Origin of the sequence: Streptomyces tanashiensis (assembly GCF_014648895.1) — a bacterium.
Lineage (GTDB): Bacteria > Actinomycetota > Actinomycetes > Streptomycetales > Streptomycetaceae > Streptomyces > Streptomyces tanashiensis.
The window spans coordinates 177,860-191,563 of record NZ_BMRZ01000013.1; the positions used below are offsets into that span (position 1 = coordinate 177,860).

Consider the following 13,704-nt stretch of genomic DNA (forward strand, 5'->3'; position numbering starts at 1 on the left):
GGCTCTGACAAGGCCTTTCTCCGGCCAATTGGTCTAGTCCTCAATCTGGTTCAGACCATTGACGCGCTGTTCATGCGGCGGATATCACTGCTCCAACTTCCGTACCGCCACCCCCTCCCGGAGGCAGCACGTGCACCCCCGTAAGCCCTTGATCGCCGCGCTTCTCAGCTCGGCCCTCGCCGCCGGCGCCCTCGCCGCGACCGTCGGCCTCGGCTCCGCCCAGGCCGCCGACACGTCGACCACTGCCTCTGCGGGCAACGTGCGCATCGCGTACTACGACCAGTGGAGCGTCTACGGCAACGCGTTCTACCCCAAGCACCTCGACACCCGGGGCATCGCGAGCCAGCTGGACGTCATCAACTACTCGTTCGGCAACATCCACCCCACCAACCTCACCTGTTTCGAGGCCAACAAGGCCGCGGGTGACGACAACAACCCCAACGCGGGTGACGGTGCGGGCGACTCGTACGCCGACTACCAGAAGTCCTTCAGTGCGGCCGACTCCGTCGACGGCGTCGCCGACAAGTGGGACCAGCCGATCGTGGGCGTCTTCAACCAGTTCAAGGAACTGAAGGCGAAGTACCCCCACCTGAAGATCAACATCTCGCTCGGCGGCTGGACCTACTCCAAGTACTTCAGCGACGCGGCGAAGACGGACGCGAGCCGCAAGAAGTTCGTCGCCTCCTGCATCGACCAGTACATCAAGGGCAACCTGCCGGTCGAGGGCGGATACGGCGGCGCGGGCACGGCGGCCGGCATCTTCGACGGCATCGACATCGACTGGGAGTACCCCGGCTCCTCCGGCGGCCACCTGGGCAACCACTACGCCCCCGAGGACAAGCAGAACTTCACGCTCCTCCTCGCCGAGTTCCGCAAGCAGCTCGACGAGTACGGCGCGGCCAACGGCGGCAAGAAGTACCTGCTGACCTCGGCCCTCCCGGCCGGCCAGGACAAGATCAAGTACATCGAGACCGACAAGATCGGTCAGTACCTCGACTACGCCAACATCATGACGTACGACATGCACGGCGCCTGGGACGGCGACGGGCCGACGTACCACCAGTCCCCGCTGTACCCCTCGCCGAACGACCCGACCGACGTGATCGCGCCGGGCACGGAGAAGTACAGCATCGACTCGGCCATCGACTCCTGGATCGACGGCAACCCGACGTACGGCATCACCGGCGGCTTCCCCGCCAACAAGCTGACCCTGGGCTACGAGTTCTACTACCGCGGCTGGAAGGGCGTCCCCGCCGGGACCACCAACGGCCTCGCGCAGACCGCGACCGGCGGCTCCAACGTCCGCCCGCTGAGCCAGCAGGCCGGCATCGCGCACTACAAGGAGCTCGGCGGCATCGTCGACAACGCGGCGACCACCTTCTGGGACGACCAGTCGAAGTCCTCGTACTTCTACAAGGACGGCGAGTTCTTCACCGGCCTGAACCAGAAGTCCATCCAGGCCCGCGTGGACTACGCCAAGCAGCGCGGCCTGGCCGGCGCGATGATGTACTCGCTCCTCGGCCTGGACGACAACGCCACCCTGCTGAAGCAGATCAACACCGCGCTCGGCGGCACCACCGCCCCGCCGACCACGACGCCGCCGACCACCCCGCCGACGACGCCCCCGACCACCCCGCCCACCACGCCGCCGACCACCCCGCCCACCTCGGGCTGCGGCTCGGTCCCGGCGTACGTGGCCGGCACCATCTACAACGCGGGCAACGAGGTCTCCCACAACGGCCACAAGTGGAAGGCCAAGTGGTGGACGCAGAACGAGGCCCCCGGCACCACCGGCGAGTGGGGCGTCTGGCAGGACCTCGGCGCCTGCTGAGCGACTGACCCGCTGAACCCCTCATGACCACTGCCCCCGCCCGGAATGTCCCTCCGGCCGGGGGCAGTTCCATGCCCGAAGGGCCCCCGCTCAGACCGGCAGCGGTTCCGTGCCGATGAGTTCGGCGATACGGTCCGGGGCCACCGCCCGTGAGTACAGCCAGCCCTGCCCGGTGTCGCAGCCGATCCGGCGCAGCCTGCTCGCCTGCCCCGCCGTCTCCACGCACTCGGCGGTCACCGTGAGACCCAGCCGGTGCGCGAGGTGCACGAGCGCCTCGACGATCAGCTCGTCCGCCGGGTTGGCGTGCTCCTCGTCCTGGAAGCCGCGGACGAAGGAGCCGTCCAGCTTGAGCACGGAGACCGGCAGCCGGCTCAGATAGGCGAGGTTCGAGTAGCCGGTGCCGAAGTCGTCGATCGCGATCCGCACGCCCATGTCGCTCAGCGCCTGGAGCGCCTGGAGCGGCCGGCCGTTCGAGCCCATCACGGCGGACTCGGTCAGCTCCAGCTGGAGCAGGTGCGGCGCGAGACCGGTCTCCGCGAGGATGCCGGCCACGTCCGCGACCAGGTCCGAGTCCCAGACCTGCCGGACCGCCACGTTGACGCTGACGAAGATCGGGCGCTCGCGCGGATGGTCCTTCTGCCACTGCCGGGCCTGGCGGCAGGCGGTGTTCAGCACCCAGCGCCCCAGCTCCACGATGGAGCCGTCCTCCTCGGCGATACCGATGAACCGATTCGGCGCGAGCGAGCCGAACTGCGGGTGGTTCCAGCGCACCAGCGCCTCCACCCCGCGCACCGCTCCGTCGGCCAGGTCCACCAGGGGCTGGTACTCCAGGGCGAACTCCCCGCGCTCCACCGCCGGCCGCAGGGTGGAGGAGAGCGACTGCCGGGTCATCCGATGGGCGTTGCGCTCGGGGTCGAAGAGCGTCCAGCGGGCCTTGCCGTCCGCCTTCGCCCAGTACAGCGTGGTGTCCGCGGCCTGCATGAGGGCGGTCGCCGTCGTCCCGCTCCCCGCGCGCTCGACCACACCGATCGACGCGGAGACGGAGAGCCGCTGGCCGCCGAGGTCGAAGGGGCGCTGGAGCGCGTCGAGCACCGAGCGGGCCAGGTCCGCCAGTTGCTCCGTGCCGGTGGAGTCCTCGATGAGGATCGCGAACTCGTCGCCGCCGAGCCGCGCCACGAGGTGACTGCCGCTGCGGGTGTAGCCGTCGCGGTCCGCGCACTCCGTCAGACGGGTGGCGACGGCGGCCAGGAGCCGGTCGCCGACACGGTGGCCGAGGGTGTCGTTGACCGCCTTGAAGCCGTCGAGGTCCAGATAGCAGAGACCGATCCGCCCTGTTCTGCCATAGCCGTACGACTCGTATGACTCATGCGACTCATGTGACGGGCCTGCCGGGCCGGTGCTCGCGGCGGCGTCCTGGGCCGCGGTCTCCAGGGCGGCCGAGAGCCGCTCGAAGAACAGCGCGCGGTTGGGCAGCCGGGTCACCGGGTCGTGCATCTGGAGGTGGCGCAGCCGCGCGTGGAGCTCGCGCCGGTCGCTGATGTCCGCGATCGACAGCAGGACGCGCCGGCTGTCGGGCACGGGGGCGACGGTGACCTCGGCCCACAGCGAGCGCCCGTCGGCGTGCTTGAGGCGGCGGGTGCAGCGGAAGCGGGAGCGGCGACCGCCGAGCACCTCCCGGTAGGCGTGCCAGGTGCGTCCGTCGGAGGCGAGGTCGACGAGGTCGGCCGCCGCCTGCTCCCGGAGCGCCGTGGGCTCGGTGCCGAGGAGGGTGCCGAAGGAGTCGTTGGCGACGACCACGACACCGTCCTCGTCCACGACGGCCATGGCGAGCTGGGAGACCCGGAAGGCGGCGCGGTAGTCGCGGAGTTCGGCCGCCCGTCGCGCGAGGTGACGCTCCGTGAGTGCGGGCTCGGCCGCGTGTGTCTCCGCCGGCTCTGGGTGCACCGGTCCTTCGGGGGTTCCGCTCACCGCTCGCTCCCGTGTGCAGTCGGGCCGGTCACATGTGGTCGGGATGGTCGGCCAAGGAAGAGTGAGCCGATCATAGAGCCAGCCGGGGGAGCGTTCCAGCTTCGAGGCGTCGACGAGGGGGCCACGGCGCTGTGAGGCCCCCCACCGGGGCAGGGCGCCCGATCGTTTCTGCGCGGGTCTGACACGGGCCGTCGGGTCCATGACCGAATGTGACTTTCCGTGAGCTGAAGAGCGCTCGTGTCGCGTCGACCCCGTGGTGTCCCCTCACCCGACCGGGGCAGCGGAAACATGCGAAACGCCGCGAATCGTCACAAGGTGGGTGGGGTGTCCCGCATTCCCGATCCGGAGGTCCACGTGAGGGCTCAGCAGCCACCCGGGGGAGTGGAACGCCCACGGCTGCGTGCCGGTGCGGCGGCCTTCACCTCGCTCGCCGCCCTGGCCGCCACCGGGCTCGTCGCGGGCCCCGCCGTCGGCGCGTCCTCGGCGAGTCCCTGCGCCCTGCCCCGTACCGCCGCCCACCACTCCCTCGGCCTCGACACCTGGAACAGCGCCTATCCGCGCCCGAACCAGACCCTCGACGCCGTCATGATCTTCCTGTCCTTCCCGGACTCCGAGCCGCTCACCACACCAGCCGAACTCGCCGCCGATCACTTCCCCGCCACCAGCGAGTACTTCGACCGCGCCTCCTACGGGCGCTTCAGCCTGCGCCCGCACCCCCGGGCCGGCTGGACGCCGATGCCGCGCGACTCGAGCGAGTACGCCATACGGCGGGACTGGGACGCCGGGAAGCGGTCCGCCTACCTCCGTGACGCCATCGCCGCCGCCGACAAGGACGTCGACTTCTCCCGGTACGACATCGTCTACCTGGTCGCCGACCCCGACGCGCCCGGCGTGGACTCCGACGCGACCAAGGTCGTCAACCTGGACCACCCGCTGGAGGCCGACGGCACCGAGATCAAGCGCGTCGTCACCGTCTTCGAGCGCCACCCGCCCGACCGGAACGTCCTCGCCCACGAGACCGGCCACGTCTTCGACCTGCCCGACCTCTACCACCGCCCGGTGGACGGCAAGGGCGACTGGGACACCCACGTGGGCGACTGGGACGTCATGGGCAGCCAGTTCGGGCTCTCCCCGGACCTCTTCGGCTGGCACAAGTGGAAGCTCGGCTGGCTCTCCCGCGCCCAGGTGACCTGCGTGCAGGGCTCCGGCCCCCGGCTGGTCAGCCTGGAGCCGACCGACACCCCGCCCACGGCGGGCGGCATCCTCGGCACCCGGCTCGCCGTCGTCCGCACCGGTCCCGACAGCGTCCTGGCGATCGAGGCCCGGAGCACCGCCGGGAACGACGCCGACACCTGCACCGAGGGCGTGCTCGTCTACCGGGTCCGCAACGACGCGGCCTCCGGCGAGGGTCCCGTCGAGGTCGTGGACGCGCACCCGGACACCGAGGCGTGCGCCGAGCGCTCCGTCTACGCGCCGCTCGCGGACGCCCCCGTCGAGGAGGGCGAGACCCTGACCGTGCCCGGCACCGGCGTGCGGGTGGAGGTCACCGACCGGTCCGGGGCGGGCGTCTGGACGGTGAAGATCACCCCACCCGGCAGGAGATGACCCGGAACACGAAGAAGCCCCCCGCTTCCGCGAGGGGCTTCTTCCGTCTGTGCGCCGCCAGGGACTCGAACCCCGGACCCGCTGATTAAGAGTCAGCTGCTCTAACCAACTGAGCTAGCGGCGCCTGCTGACGTCGTAGACATTAGCATCCGGATCGGCGGGAGGAAAAATCGATACCCGCACGTCGGCGGCGGAGGCCGCCCGGACGGCCCGCACACAGGCCCAGAGCACGACCTCGGGGCCGGGCAGCCACGGGCTCCGGGTGTCCGGGGCCACCAGCCAGCGGGGCCCGGCGTCGCCCGACGGTACGAGCGGCGGCACGGTCACCGCGTCCCCGAGCCCGTGGCAGAGCGGCCGGGGGACCTCCTCCCCCCACTCCTCCCAGTCGAGGAGCGCGGGCAGCCGCTGGGCCGTCCCCGGCGCCGTGAAGAGCATCATCCGGCCCCGGTGCATCGCGACCGGCCCCGAGCCCGGGCCCTCCTCCCAGAGCCGGCCCAGCATCCGGCGCCCGAAGACCGGGTCCACGTTGACGACGTCGAAGACCGTCCCGCAGGGCAGCGCGGCCGGGGAGTCGGGCCGGGACTCCCAGCGCGTGAGCGCGGAGCCGTCGCGCCCCCCGGCGGCCGAGGCGAGCCAGGCGGCCCCGTCGGCGGTCACCCGGGCCGTCTGGTGCCGTCCCTCGTCGCCCTGCCGGAGGAACCGGAAGATGTCGTGCGGGGTCTCGTCGCGCAGCCAGGTCGTCATGGATCCAGGTCTACCGGGCGTGACGATCCGATCGCCGAGGGTTCCCGGAATCCCGGACAGGAGGGGTGGGTGAGGAGTATCGTGCCCCCTCGGCATATGCCAGGGGGGCTTTTTCGGCCAGACGTGCGACTCAGTCCTCCGACGGACGGCCGTTCGTCCGGATCAGGTCGCGGCCGAACTCGATCATCCGCCGCGCGTAGTCCTCGGTCCACTCCGCCCGCTCGGCGACGTCCGCCGCCGTCAGCCGGTCGAAGCGGCGCGGATCCGCCAGCTGCGCGGCCGCGATCGCCTGGAACTCCGTCGCCCGGTCCGTCGCCGCCCGGAAGGCGAGCGTCAGCTCCGTCGCCCGGGACAGCAGCTCGCGGGGGTCCTCTATGGACTCCAGGTCGAAGAAGTGCTCCGGGTCGGCGGTCGCCTCGGCAGGCTCGAAGATCAGCGGTGCCGGCCGAAGCCGCCGCTGTGCGCTCCGCTCCGCGGGTTCCGCCATCGTTCTTCTCCTCCTCGCACAGGCACGGCCCGGAATCCCGGGCCGTCTTCCATTGTCCCGCGCCCCGCAAGAGCGCGAACCTCGCCCCGTACGCCCCCGGTGTCTCCCCGAGCCCCGGTTTGCGCACGGCGGCAGCCGCTCACGGCGCCCAGGCCACCCGGTGTTCCTCCAGGTGGGAGAGGACCGCGTGGTTCGCCTCCCAGCCGTCCGGGAACGACACCGCGACGCCCAGCCGCACCGGATCCGTCGACGGATGCTCGTCGAGGAGCTCCGCCACACCCGCGCGGCACACCACGATGCACGCGTGCCGGTGCCGGGAGGCCAGCACGCACAGCCGGCCCGTCTCCAGATGGAAGGCGGTCGCGTCCGGGCGCCCCGACAGCGGATGGAGGACCACCGTCACGTCGTACTCGCGCCCCTGGAGCCGGTTCGCCGTGTCCACCGTCACGCCCGTCACGCCCAGGTCCGCGAGCGCCGCCCGCACCGCCGCCGCCTGGTCGCGGTGGGCGGTGCCGACGGCGATCCGGTCCGGAGTGAGCGGGACCGGGGTCTCCGAGCGCTCCGAGACCGCCGCGCCGCCCCGGTCCAGGAGCCGGCGCACGACCAGGGCGATCGCGCCGACCGCCTCGGGGTCGGTGCGCGGGGTGTGCCGGGCCGGGAGTTCGAGCAGGCCCCAGCCGGACTCGGCCGCCTCGTCGAGGACCCGGTCGGGGCCCGAACCGTCCGAGGGCACCCCGAAGGAGAGCTTCCGGTCCCCGTGCCCGGTGCCGCTGCGGAACGGCGTGTACGGATAGAAGGCGTCCGACACCAGCGGCGCCGCCGAGGCGGGCAGCCGCCAGGAGACCGGCAGCCGGTGCTGCGGCAGCTCCGGATTGTGCGCGAGCAGCGTGGAGACGGCGCTCGCCGACGGGTCGTACGTGAGCCCCGCCCACTGCTCCGCGCCCACCACCGAGAACGGGTCGAGCTGCCCGGGGTCGCCCACGAACAGCGCCCGCTCGAAGAGGCCCGCCACCGCGAGCAGCGCGTCCGACCGCATCTGGTACGCCTCGTCGACGATCGCGTGCGCCCACGGCTCGACGTTCTTCACGTGCCCCCACTTGGCGGCCGTGGACAGGACGACCGGCACCCCGGCCAGCTCGCCCGCCTTCGCCGACTTCCGTACGTGTTCCAGGTCGTCGAGCGCCTTGTCGTACGGGTCGGAGTCGTTCGAGTGCAGCCGGCCGATCTCCAGCCCCGGCTCCTTCTCCGCGAGCCGCAGCACCAGGTCGTCCACCTGTGCGTTCGTCTGGGCGACCACCATCAGGGGCCGCCCGGCGGCGGCCAGTTCGAGGGCGGCCCGGACCACGAGCGTCGACTTGCCGGCGCCCGGCGGGGAATCGACGACGACGCCCCGCGCGGTGCCGTGCAGGGTGTCCGCCAGGATGGCGGAGGTCGCGCGGGCGGCCTCGGCGGACGGGTCGAACACGGTCACAGCACGTCCTGGGGGGTCGCGGCGTCGAACAGGGTCACAGCACGTCCTCGGGGGTCACGGCGTCGGGCAGTTCCACGGCGTCCGCCCGGGGCGGACCGCCGTGCGTCCAGGGGGTCTCCTCGGGGTCCGGCAGCTTCGGCCCCACCCGCTGGTCGTGCTCGAAGAGCGTCCAGGCGATCCGCTCGCCCTTCTCCGGCACCGAGCCCTCCGCGGGCTCCCTGGAACGCCCCATCCGGTCCAGGATCCGCAGGAGCAGCGAGCCGTCCTCCTCGTACCGCACGAACTCGGCCGCCTGCGGCTTCCCGTCGAGCGAGCGGTACACCTTCACCTTCTCGCCCAGGTGCGGCCGGTCGTCCGTGCGGACCGTGACGAGCGGGCGCGGCGCGGGCCGCTTCGACTCCGTCCACGCCATCGTCACCTCGGCCACCTCGGCCGTGAACGCCTCGCCCGCGAGCCGCCGCCCCGCCAGGACCAGTGGATCGTCGAGGGCCTCCTGCGCCTCCAGCTGGCCCTGCGCCTGCTCGCGGGCGGCGAGCTTCTGCGCCGCCGTCACGGCGTCGTCCCGGCGCGGCTGCGGCGGCTCACCGGCCGCGACCCGGTCCCGGTGGCCGGTGAAGGACCAGCGGTCCCGGGTCCAGCGGTCCTCGACCCTGGCCCCCTCCGGCAGCTCCCGCAGCAGCCCGATCGCCCGCCACACCGCGTCCCAGGTCGGCTTCAGCTGCGAGACGACGAGCCGGCGCAGCTCCCGCTCGGACGCGTGCAGTTCGCCGAGGCCCGTGTCGGCGGCCTCGCCGTCCTCGGCGGCCCCCAGCGCCTGCCGGGCCCGGTCGTACCGCTCGATCGCGGGCGCCAGGAGCTTGTTGTCGAAGGCCGGGTCCGTGGCCGGACCGGCCGGCGGGCACAGGAGCTGCCCCTGGGCGTCCCGGCCGGTCTCGGCCCGCAGCGCCCCCTCCGGGCCCGGCTCCCCGCCGTACGCGTCGATCCAGGCGAGCAGCGCGCCCAGGTGCTGGTCCTCCAGGGAGGACTGGCCGGTCGCCCAGTGCCGGTTGAGCAGGTCGGTCGCCGAGACGAGCAGCGAGGAGCCGGGCACCCGGGCCCGCTCGCCGAAGTGCGTCAGCCAGCGCCCGAGCAGCGGGACGCGCGGCGGCGCGGGGAAGGGCGTCTCCGGGTCCTGCTCGGCCGTCCGCCGGAACCGCGTGGACCGCCCGAGCAGCCGGACGTACTCGATGCCCGCCCGGCTCGGCACGATCAGCTGCGGCGCGTCGGCGCAGAGCTCGACCTCGACCTTCACCTTCTTGCCGGTCTCGGGGTCGACCTCGTTCCTCTCCGCCGCCTCGACGACGTCCGTGAACGAGTCGATGTACGGCAGGACCTCCTCGGCCAGGTCGGCGAGGAACGCGAACCGCAGGTCGCGGTCCCGGGGCTGCGGCACCACGAGCAGCCGCGGCTCCTCGGGATCGGTGCCGACCAGGGCGCCCAGCGGGGCGCCCGCCTCGCCGGCGGTCGTCAGCGGCACCACGACCAGCGGCCGCTCCGACAGCCGACGGTGCCGGACGGTCGCGAGCGGCTGCGCCCGGCCCGACTCGACGGCCTCCATCCGGGCCAGCGTGGAGATCAGCGACATGCCGCCACCCCCGCGAGGGCCTCGTCGCGCAGCGCCCGCGCCCGGCGCAGCGCCGCCACCGCCGGGTCCTCCGGGTCGCCCTCCTCGCCGCGCGCCGCCGCCAGGACCGCGCCGACCGTCGTCAGGCCGCCCAGCTCGCCCCGTACCGAACGGCCCAGGGTCTCCACCGCGCCCGCCTCCCGGGAGCGCGACCGGCAGTGGAAGGCCAGCTCGCAGGCGGCCAGGCACTCCGGCGCGTACTGGTGGGGCACGCACTCCACGGCCGCCGTCAGCTCGGCCGGCGTCCGCTCCACGACGTCGAAGCTGATGCCCTCCGGCAGGGCCCGCGCGATCTCGTCGATCCGGGTCAGCCGGGCCAGCTGCCGCCGGGTGACCGACCGCTGCTTGCGCACGTCGACCACCGAGGCCGCCGGCACGTTCGAGAAGTCCTTCGGGCAGACGAGGAGCACCGACTGCGCGACCCGCGCGCCCTCCGTGCGCGCCGCCACCCGCTCCAGGGCCAGCACGTACACGGCGGCCTGGCGGGCGGCGGCGCCCACCTTCGCCGCGTCGGCCGAGCCGTCGATCATCGGGAACGACTTGATCTCCACGACCGTCCACCCGCCGTCGGGGTGCACGACCACCGCGTCCGGCTCCAGGTACACGGGGGAACCGGCGACCTCCAGGGCGAGCAGCGGATGGTCGAGCAGCGCCCACGCCCCGGCCCCGGTCGCCTCCCGCAGCGCGAGCGCGGTGCGCGCCACGCGCCCCTCGGGCCCGGCCGCCGCCAGGTCGGGCACGGACACCTCGCCCGGCTCCTCGACGCCGATCAGGCGCAGCAGCTCACGGCCGCCGTCCGCCTTGACCTTCGCCTCGAAGGAGTTGCCCCGCACGATCGCGAACTGCGACTGGCCGAACGGGGCCGGCGAGCCGAGCTTCGCGGCGAGCGCCGACTTGTCGACCCCGGCGCCGTCGAGGATGGCCCGCCGCTTGCAGCCCGGGTTGGCCGCGAGCGCCGCGAGCGCCCGGGCGTCCAGCGGACGCGGCACGACGGCCGGTCCGCGCAGCTCAGCGAGCAGGCGCCTTGGTGTCGTCTGCGGTGGTGCGGACAGACCGCTGTCCGGGGATGCGCTCACCCGTGGAAGTCTCGCATCCGCCACTGACAACCGGGGGAGCTTCCGCCCTTCCGCGGATCCGGTCGGCGAGCCGCAGCGCGTGCGGAGTCAGCAGCAGACCGGCGCCCATCACGGCGACCCCGGCGACCGCGTCGAGCAGATAGTGGTTGGCGGTGCCCATCACGACCAGCGCGGTGACCAGCGGATACGCCACCCCGAGGGCCTTCGTGAGCGGCGTCCGCCCGTACCGCCACAGCATCACCCCGCACCACAGAGCCCAGCCGACGTGCAGGCTGGGCATCGCCGCGTACTGGTTGGTCAGACCGCCGAGCCCGCGCGGCGCGCTGGCCTCGCCGCCCCACCAGCCGTACGAGGCGAAGTGCGCCATCGTGTCCGTGAAGCCGTGGGCCGCGTCGAGCAGCCGGGGCGGGCAGGTCGGCAGCAGCGTGAAGCCGACGAGCCCGAGCAGGGTGGAGAGCATCAGCCAGGTGCGGGCGGCCCGGTAGTGCGCGGGGCGGCGGCGGAAGAGCCACACCAGGACCGCCGGGGTCACCAGGTAGTGCAGCGAGGCGTACGCGAAGTCCGCCGGGACTCCGAGCGCGGGGACGTCCGTGAACAGCCGGTTCAGCGGATGCTCGGCGTCGATCCCGAGACGCTCCTCGAACCGCAGGATCGCGAGCCCGTGCTCCACGGCCGAGGCCTCGTCGCCCTTCACCAGGAGCCGCCCGCCCGAGTAGGCCGCGTACACGACGGCGATCAGGGACAGCTCCGCCCACCAGCGTGGCTTGCGCATGAATGAGTCCCCCAGTCGGTGATCGGCCCGGGGGAGGGGACGCGGGACGGCCCCCCGGGGTTGCCCCGACGCCACCCCGAATTCACGTGGGCGATGATGGGAGAGGCACGTCAGCACCGTGAACCCCTGGAGCGTCCTTCCCATGGCACCGCGCATCCTGCTCGCCCGGCACGGCCAGACCGAGTGGTCACTTCTCGGCCGGCACACCGGCAGGACCGACATACCGCTGCTCGACGAGGGGCGGCGCGGCGCGAAGCTCCTCGGCGAGCGCCTGCACCGCGGTCCCTGGCAGGGGCTGCCCGGCGTGGAGGTGCGCACCAGCCCGCTGGTCCGGGCGAGCGAGACCTGCGAGCTCGCCGGCTTCGGCGACCGGGCCGAGCCCTGGGACGCGCTGATGGAGTGGGACTACGGGGCGTACGAGGGGCTCACCCCGGCCCAGATCCAGGACGTCCGCCCCGGCTGGCTGATCTGGCGCGACGCCGTCCCCGAGGGCGAGTCCCTCGCGCAGCTGTCGGCCCGCGCCGACGAGGTCGTGGAATGGGCCCGCTCCGCCGACCGCGACGTCCTGGTCTTCGCCCACGGCCACATCCTGCGCTCGATCGGCGCGCGGTGGCTCGGCGAGGACGTCTCCTTCGCCTCCCGCATCCGCCTCGACCCGACGAGCCTCTCGGTCCTCGGCTGGGCGTACGGCGCCCCGGCACTCGAGCGCTGGAACGACACCGGCCACCTGGAGCAGTAGACGCCGCGGGCGGGCCGGTCAGTAGCTGCCGGCGAGGGCCCGGCCGGTCTCCGAGAGCAGGCCCCGGATGCGGGCCGAGGCGATGCCGTCGAGGGAGTCCGCGACGCGCCGCGCCTCCGCCGCCGCCTCGTCCGGGCGGCCGGCGTGCGCCAGGGCCTTGGCGAGATGGGCCCGGTAGAGCGCGAGGTTCCGGGCGAAGTGCGGGTTCTGCAGGACCACGGCCCGGTGGGCGTGGCGGGCCGCGCGGCCCCAGTCGCCGAGCGCCGCCCAGCAGCCGGCCTCCAGGGCCTCCCGCTCCGGCTCGCCGAAGAAGGACATCCACTCGGGGTCGCCCTCGGCCGGGCCCCGGTCGAAGTGGCCGTGCGCGCGGCCCAGGGCCTGCTCGCAGGCGGACCGGTCGCCGAGCCCCGCCCACGCGCCCGCCTCCCGCAGCGACAGCAGCGAGAGCAGACGGGCCGAGTCCAGCGGCTGCGCGGCCCGCAGGCCCGCCTGCGCCGCCCGCACCGCCTCGCGGTACCGGCCGGTGTCGCGGGCCAGGAACGAGGTGTTGCAGAAGGCGTGTGCCTCCAGGGCCGCGTTCCCCGCCACGCGCGCGGTGGCCAGCGCCTCCGCGTAGTGCGAGCGCGCGTCCTCGTGCCGGCCCGAGTCGTGGGCCAGCCAGCCGACGGAGAGGGAGAGCTCGCCCGCGCCCGCGTGGAGCCGGTCCTCGGTGGAGCGGCGGGTCATGGTGCCGGTGTCGAGGAGTGCGTACGCGGTACGGAGCGGCTGGGCGGCCACCTTGTAGAGCCCGTCGGCGCCGTGCCGGTCGTCGAGCAGACGGATCCGCCGTACGGCGTCCTCGACGGCCCGCACCTCGGTCTCGCCGATCCGGTGGGTGCCGCGGGGGGAGGGGATCGCGACGGCGGGGCCGCCGAGTCCCAGCGAGGCGGCCGCCAGGGTGGCGGAGCCGCTCGTCATGAATGCGCGACGCAGCACGTCGCTCTCCTCATCGTTCCGGGTGGTGATGGCGGCGGGAGGCGCTGCCCCGGCCGCGACGGCCTGCCGCCGGCCGCGCACCGTCTCCCGCGCGGAGAACCCCAGGTCGGAGAGGCCGAGACCGGGGAACATGTGCAGGAACACCCGCTCGTACGCGTAGTTGGGGCAGCGGATCTCGCCCGCCTCCACGCGCCCGATGTAGCGGGCGTCGCACGCGACCTGTTCGCCGATCTCCCGCGCCGCCCGGCGGACCGCCGCGGCGAACTCCGCCGGTGAGTGCTGTCCGCGGAGCCGACGGAAGGCGAGATTGGGAACTGCCCGTGACATCGCCATGGCCGAGCCCTCTCCTGGTGCTGCCGGGTGTCCGGCGGCA

General features: G+C 73.4%; 11 protein-coding genes and 1 tRNA gene. 3 read left to right on the top strand and 9 right to left on the bottom strand.

Annotation, left to right across the window (positions count from 1 at the left end):
* Positions 1 to 130: 130 nt before the first annotated feature.
* On the top strand, positions 131 to 1,831 hold the full coding sequence (locus tag IE237_RS30275; RefSeq protein ID WP_189805312.1) for a glycosyl hydrolase family 18 protein: 1,701 nt from the start codon (positions 131 to 133) through the stop codon (positions 1,829 to 1,831).
* A 90-nt stretch (positions 1,832 to 1,921) separates the two neighbouring features.
* Here IE237_RS30275 and IE237_RS30280 read toward each other — a convergent pair whose 3' ends face one another.
* Positions 1,922 to 3,799, bottom strand: coding sequence for a putative bifunctional diguanylate cyclase/phosphodiesterase (locus IE237_RS30280; protein ID WP_189805313.1), 1,878 nt, complete (start codon positions 3,797 to 3,799; stop codon positions 1,922 to 1,924).
* 354 nt (positions 3,800 to 4,153) lie between these two features.
* Here IE237_RS30280 and IE237_RS30285 point away from each other — a divergent pair, with 354 nt between their 5' ends.
* Positions 4,154 to 5,404 (top strand): M6 family metalloprotease domain-containing protein, encoded by a 1,251-nt coding sequence (locus IE237_RS30285; RefSeq protein ID WP_189805351.1) that lies wholly within the window; start codon positions 4,154 to 4,156, stop codon positions 5,402 to 5,404.
* 50 nt (positions 5,405 to 5,454) lie between these two features.
* Here the strand turns inward: IE237_RS30285 and IE237_RS30290 are convergent.
* The 7 genes from IE237_RS30290 to IE237_RS30320 all read right to left on the bottom strand — a co-directional run bounded on the left by IE237_RS30290 (position 5,455) and on the right by IE237_RS30320 (position 11,617).
* A tRNA-Lys gene (locus IE237_RS30290) sits at positions 5,455 to 5,528 on the bottom strand.
* Positions 5,519 to 6,148, bottom strand: a complete 630-nt coding sequence (locus tag IE237_RS30295) for a hypothetical protein (RefSeq protein ID WP_189805314.1) — start codon at positions 6,146 to 6,148, stop codon at positions 5,519 to 5,521. The genes IE237_RS30290 and IE237_RS30295 overlap by 10 nt, the downstream gene beginning before the upstream one ends.
* A gap of 130 nt (positions 6,149 to 6,278) precedes the next feature.
* Entirely contained in the window at positions 6,279 to 6,635 is a 357-nt protein-coding gene (locus IE237_RS30300; RefSeq protein ID WP_189805315.1) for a DUF8844 domain-containing protein, read from the bottom strand.
* A 139-nt stretch (positions 6,636 to 6,774) separates the two neighbouring features.
* Positions 6,775 to 8,106 (bottom strand): AAA domain-containing protein, encoded by a 1,332-nt coding sequence (locus tag IE237_RS30305; protein ID WP_189805316.1) that lies wholly within the window; start codon positions 8,104 to 8,106, stop codon positions 6,775 to 6,777.
* Positions 8,107 to 8,140: 34 nt separating this feature from the next.
* Complete coding sequence (locus IE237_RS30310) at positions 8,141 to 9,730, bottom strand: hypothetical protein (protein ID WP_189805317.1); 1,590 nt, start codon at positions 9,728 to 9,730, stop codon at positions 8,141 to 8,143.
* Positions 9,721 to 10,845, bottom strand: a complete 1,125-nt coding sequence (locus IE237_RS30315) for a hypothetical protein (RefSeq protein ID WP_189805318.1) — start codon at positions 10,843 to 10,845, stop codon at positions 9,721 to 9,723. Before IE237_RS30315 ends, IE237_RS30310 begins: the two co-directional genes overlap by 10 nt.
* On the bottom strand, positions 10,778 to 11,617 hold the full coding sequence (locus IE237_RS30320; RefSeq protein ID WP_189805319.1) for a phosphatase PAP2 family protein: 840 nt from the start codon (positions 11,615 to 11,617) through the stop codon (positions 10,778 to 10,780). The genes IE237_RS30315 and IE237_RS30320 overlap by 68 nt, the downstream gene beginning before the upstream one ends.
* A gap of 142 nt (positions 11,618 to 11,759) precedes the next feature.
* Between IE237_RS30320 and IE237_RS30325 the strand changes: the two genes are divergently transcribed.
* Positions 11,760 to 12,356: a histidine phosphatase family protein gene (locus IE237_RS30325; protein WP_189805320.1), complete on the top strand. Its 597-nt coding sequence runs from the start codon at positions 11,760 to 11,762 to the stop codon at positions 12,354 to 12,356.
* Positions 12,357 to 12,374: 18 nt separating this feature from the next.
* On the opposite strand, the gene IE237_RS30330 is transcribed toward IE237_RS30325, so the two are convergent.
* A complete protein-coding gene (locus IE237_RS30330; protein ID WP_189805321.1) occupies positions 12,375 to 13,664 on the bottom strand; it encodes an NsdA family TPR-like regulatory protein in 1,290 nt (429 codons plus the stop codon).
* Positions 13,665 to 13,704 lie beyond the last annotated feature (40 nt).

Coding starts and splice junctions, on each gene's coding strand:
- IE237_RS30295 (WP_189805314.1), bottom strand. CDS start 6,148: ATGACGACCTGGCTGCGCGACGAGACCCCGCACGACATCTTCCGGTTC.
- IE237_RS30300 (WP_189805315.1), bottom strand. CDS start 6,635: ATGGCGGAACCCGCGGAGCGGAGCGCACAGCGGCGGCTTCGGCCGGCA.
- IE237_RS30310 (WP_189805317.1), bottom strand. CDS start 9,730: ATGTCGCTGATCTCCACGCTGGCCCGGATGGAGGCCGTCGAGTCGGGC.
- IE237_RS30320 (WP_189805319.1), bottom strand. CDS start 11,617: ATGCGCAAGCCACGCTGGTGGGCGGAGCTGTCCCTGATCGCCGTCGTG.
- IE237_RS30325 (WP_189805320.1), top strand. CDS start 11,760: ATGGCACCGCGCATCCTGCTCGCCCGGCACGGCCAGACCGAGTGGTCA.
- IE237_RS30330 (WP_189805321.1), bottom strand. CDS start 13,664: ATGGCGATGTCACGGGCAGTTCCCAATCTCGCCTTCCGTCGGCTCCGC.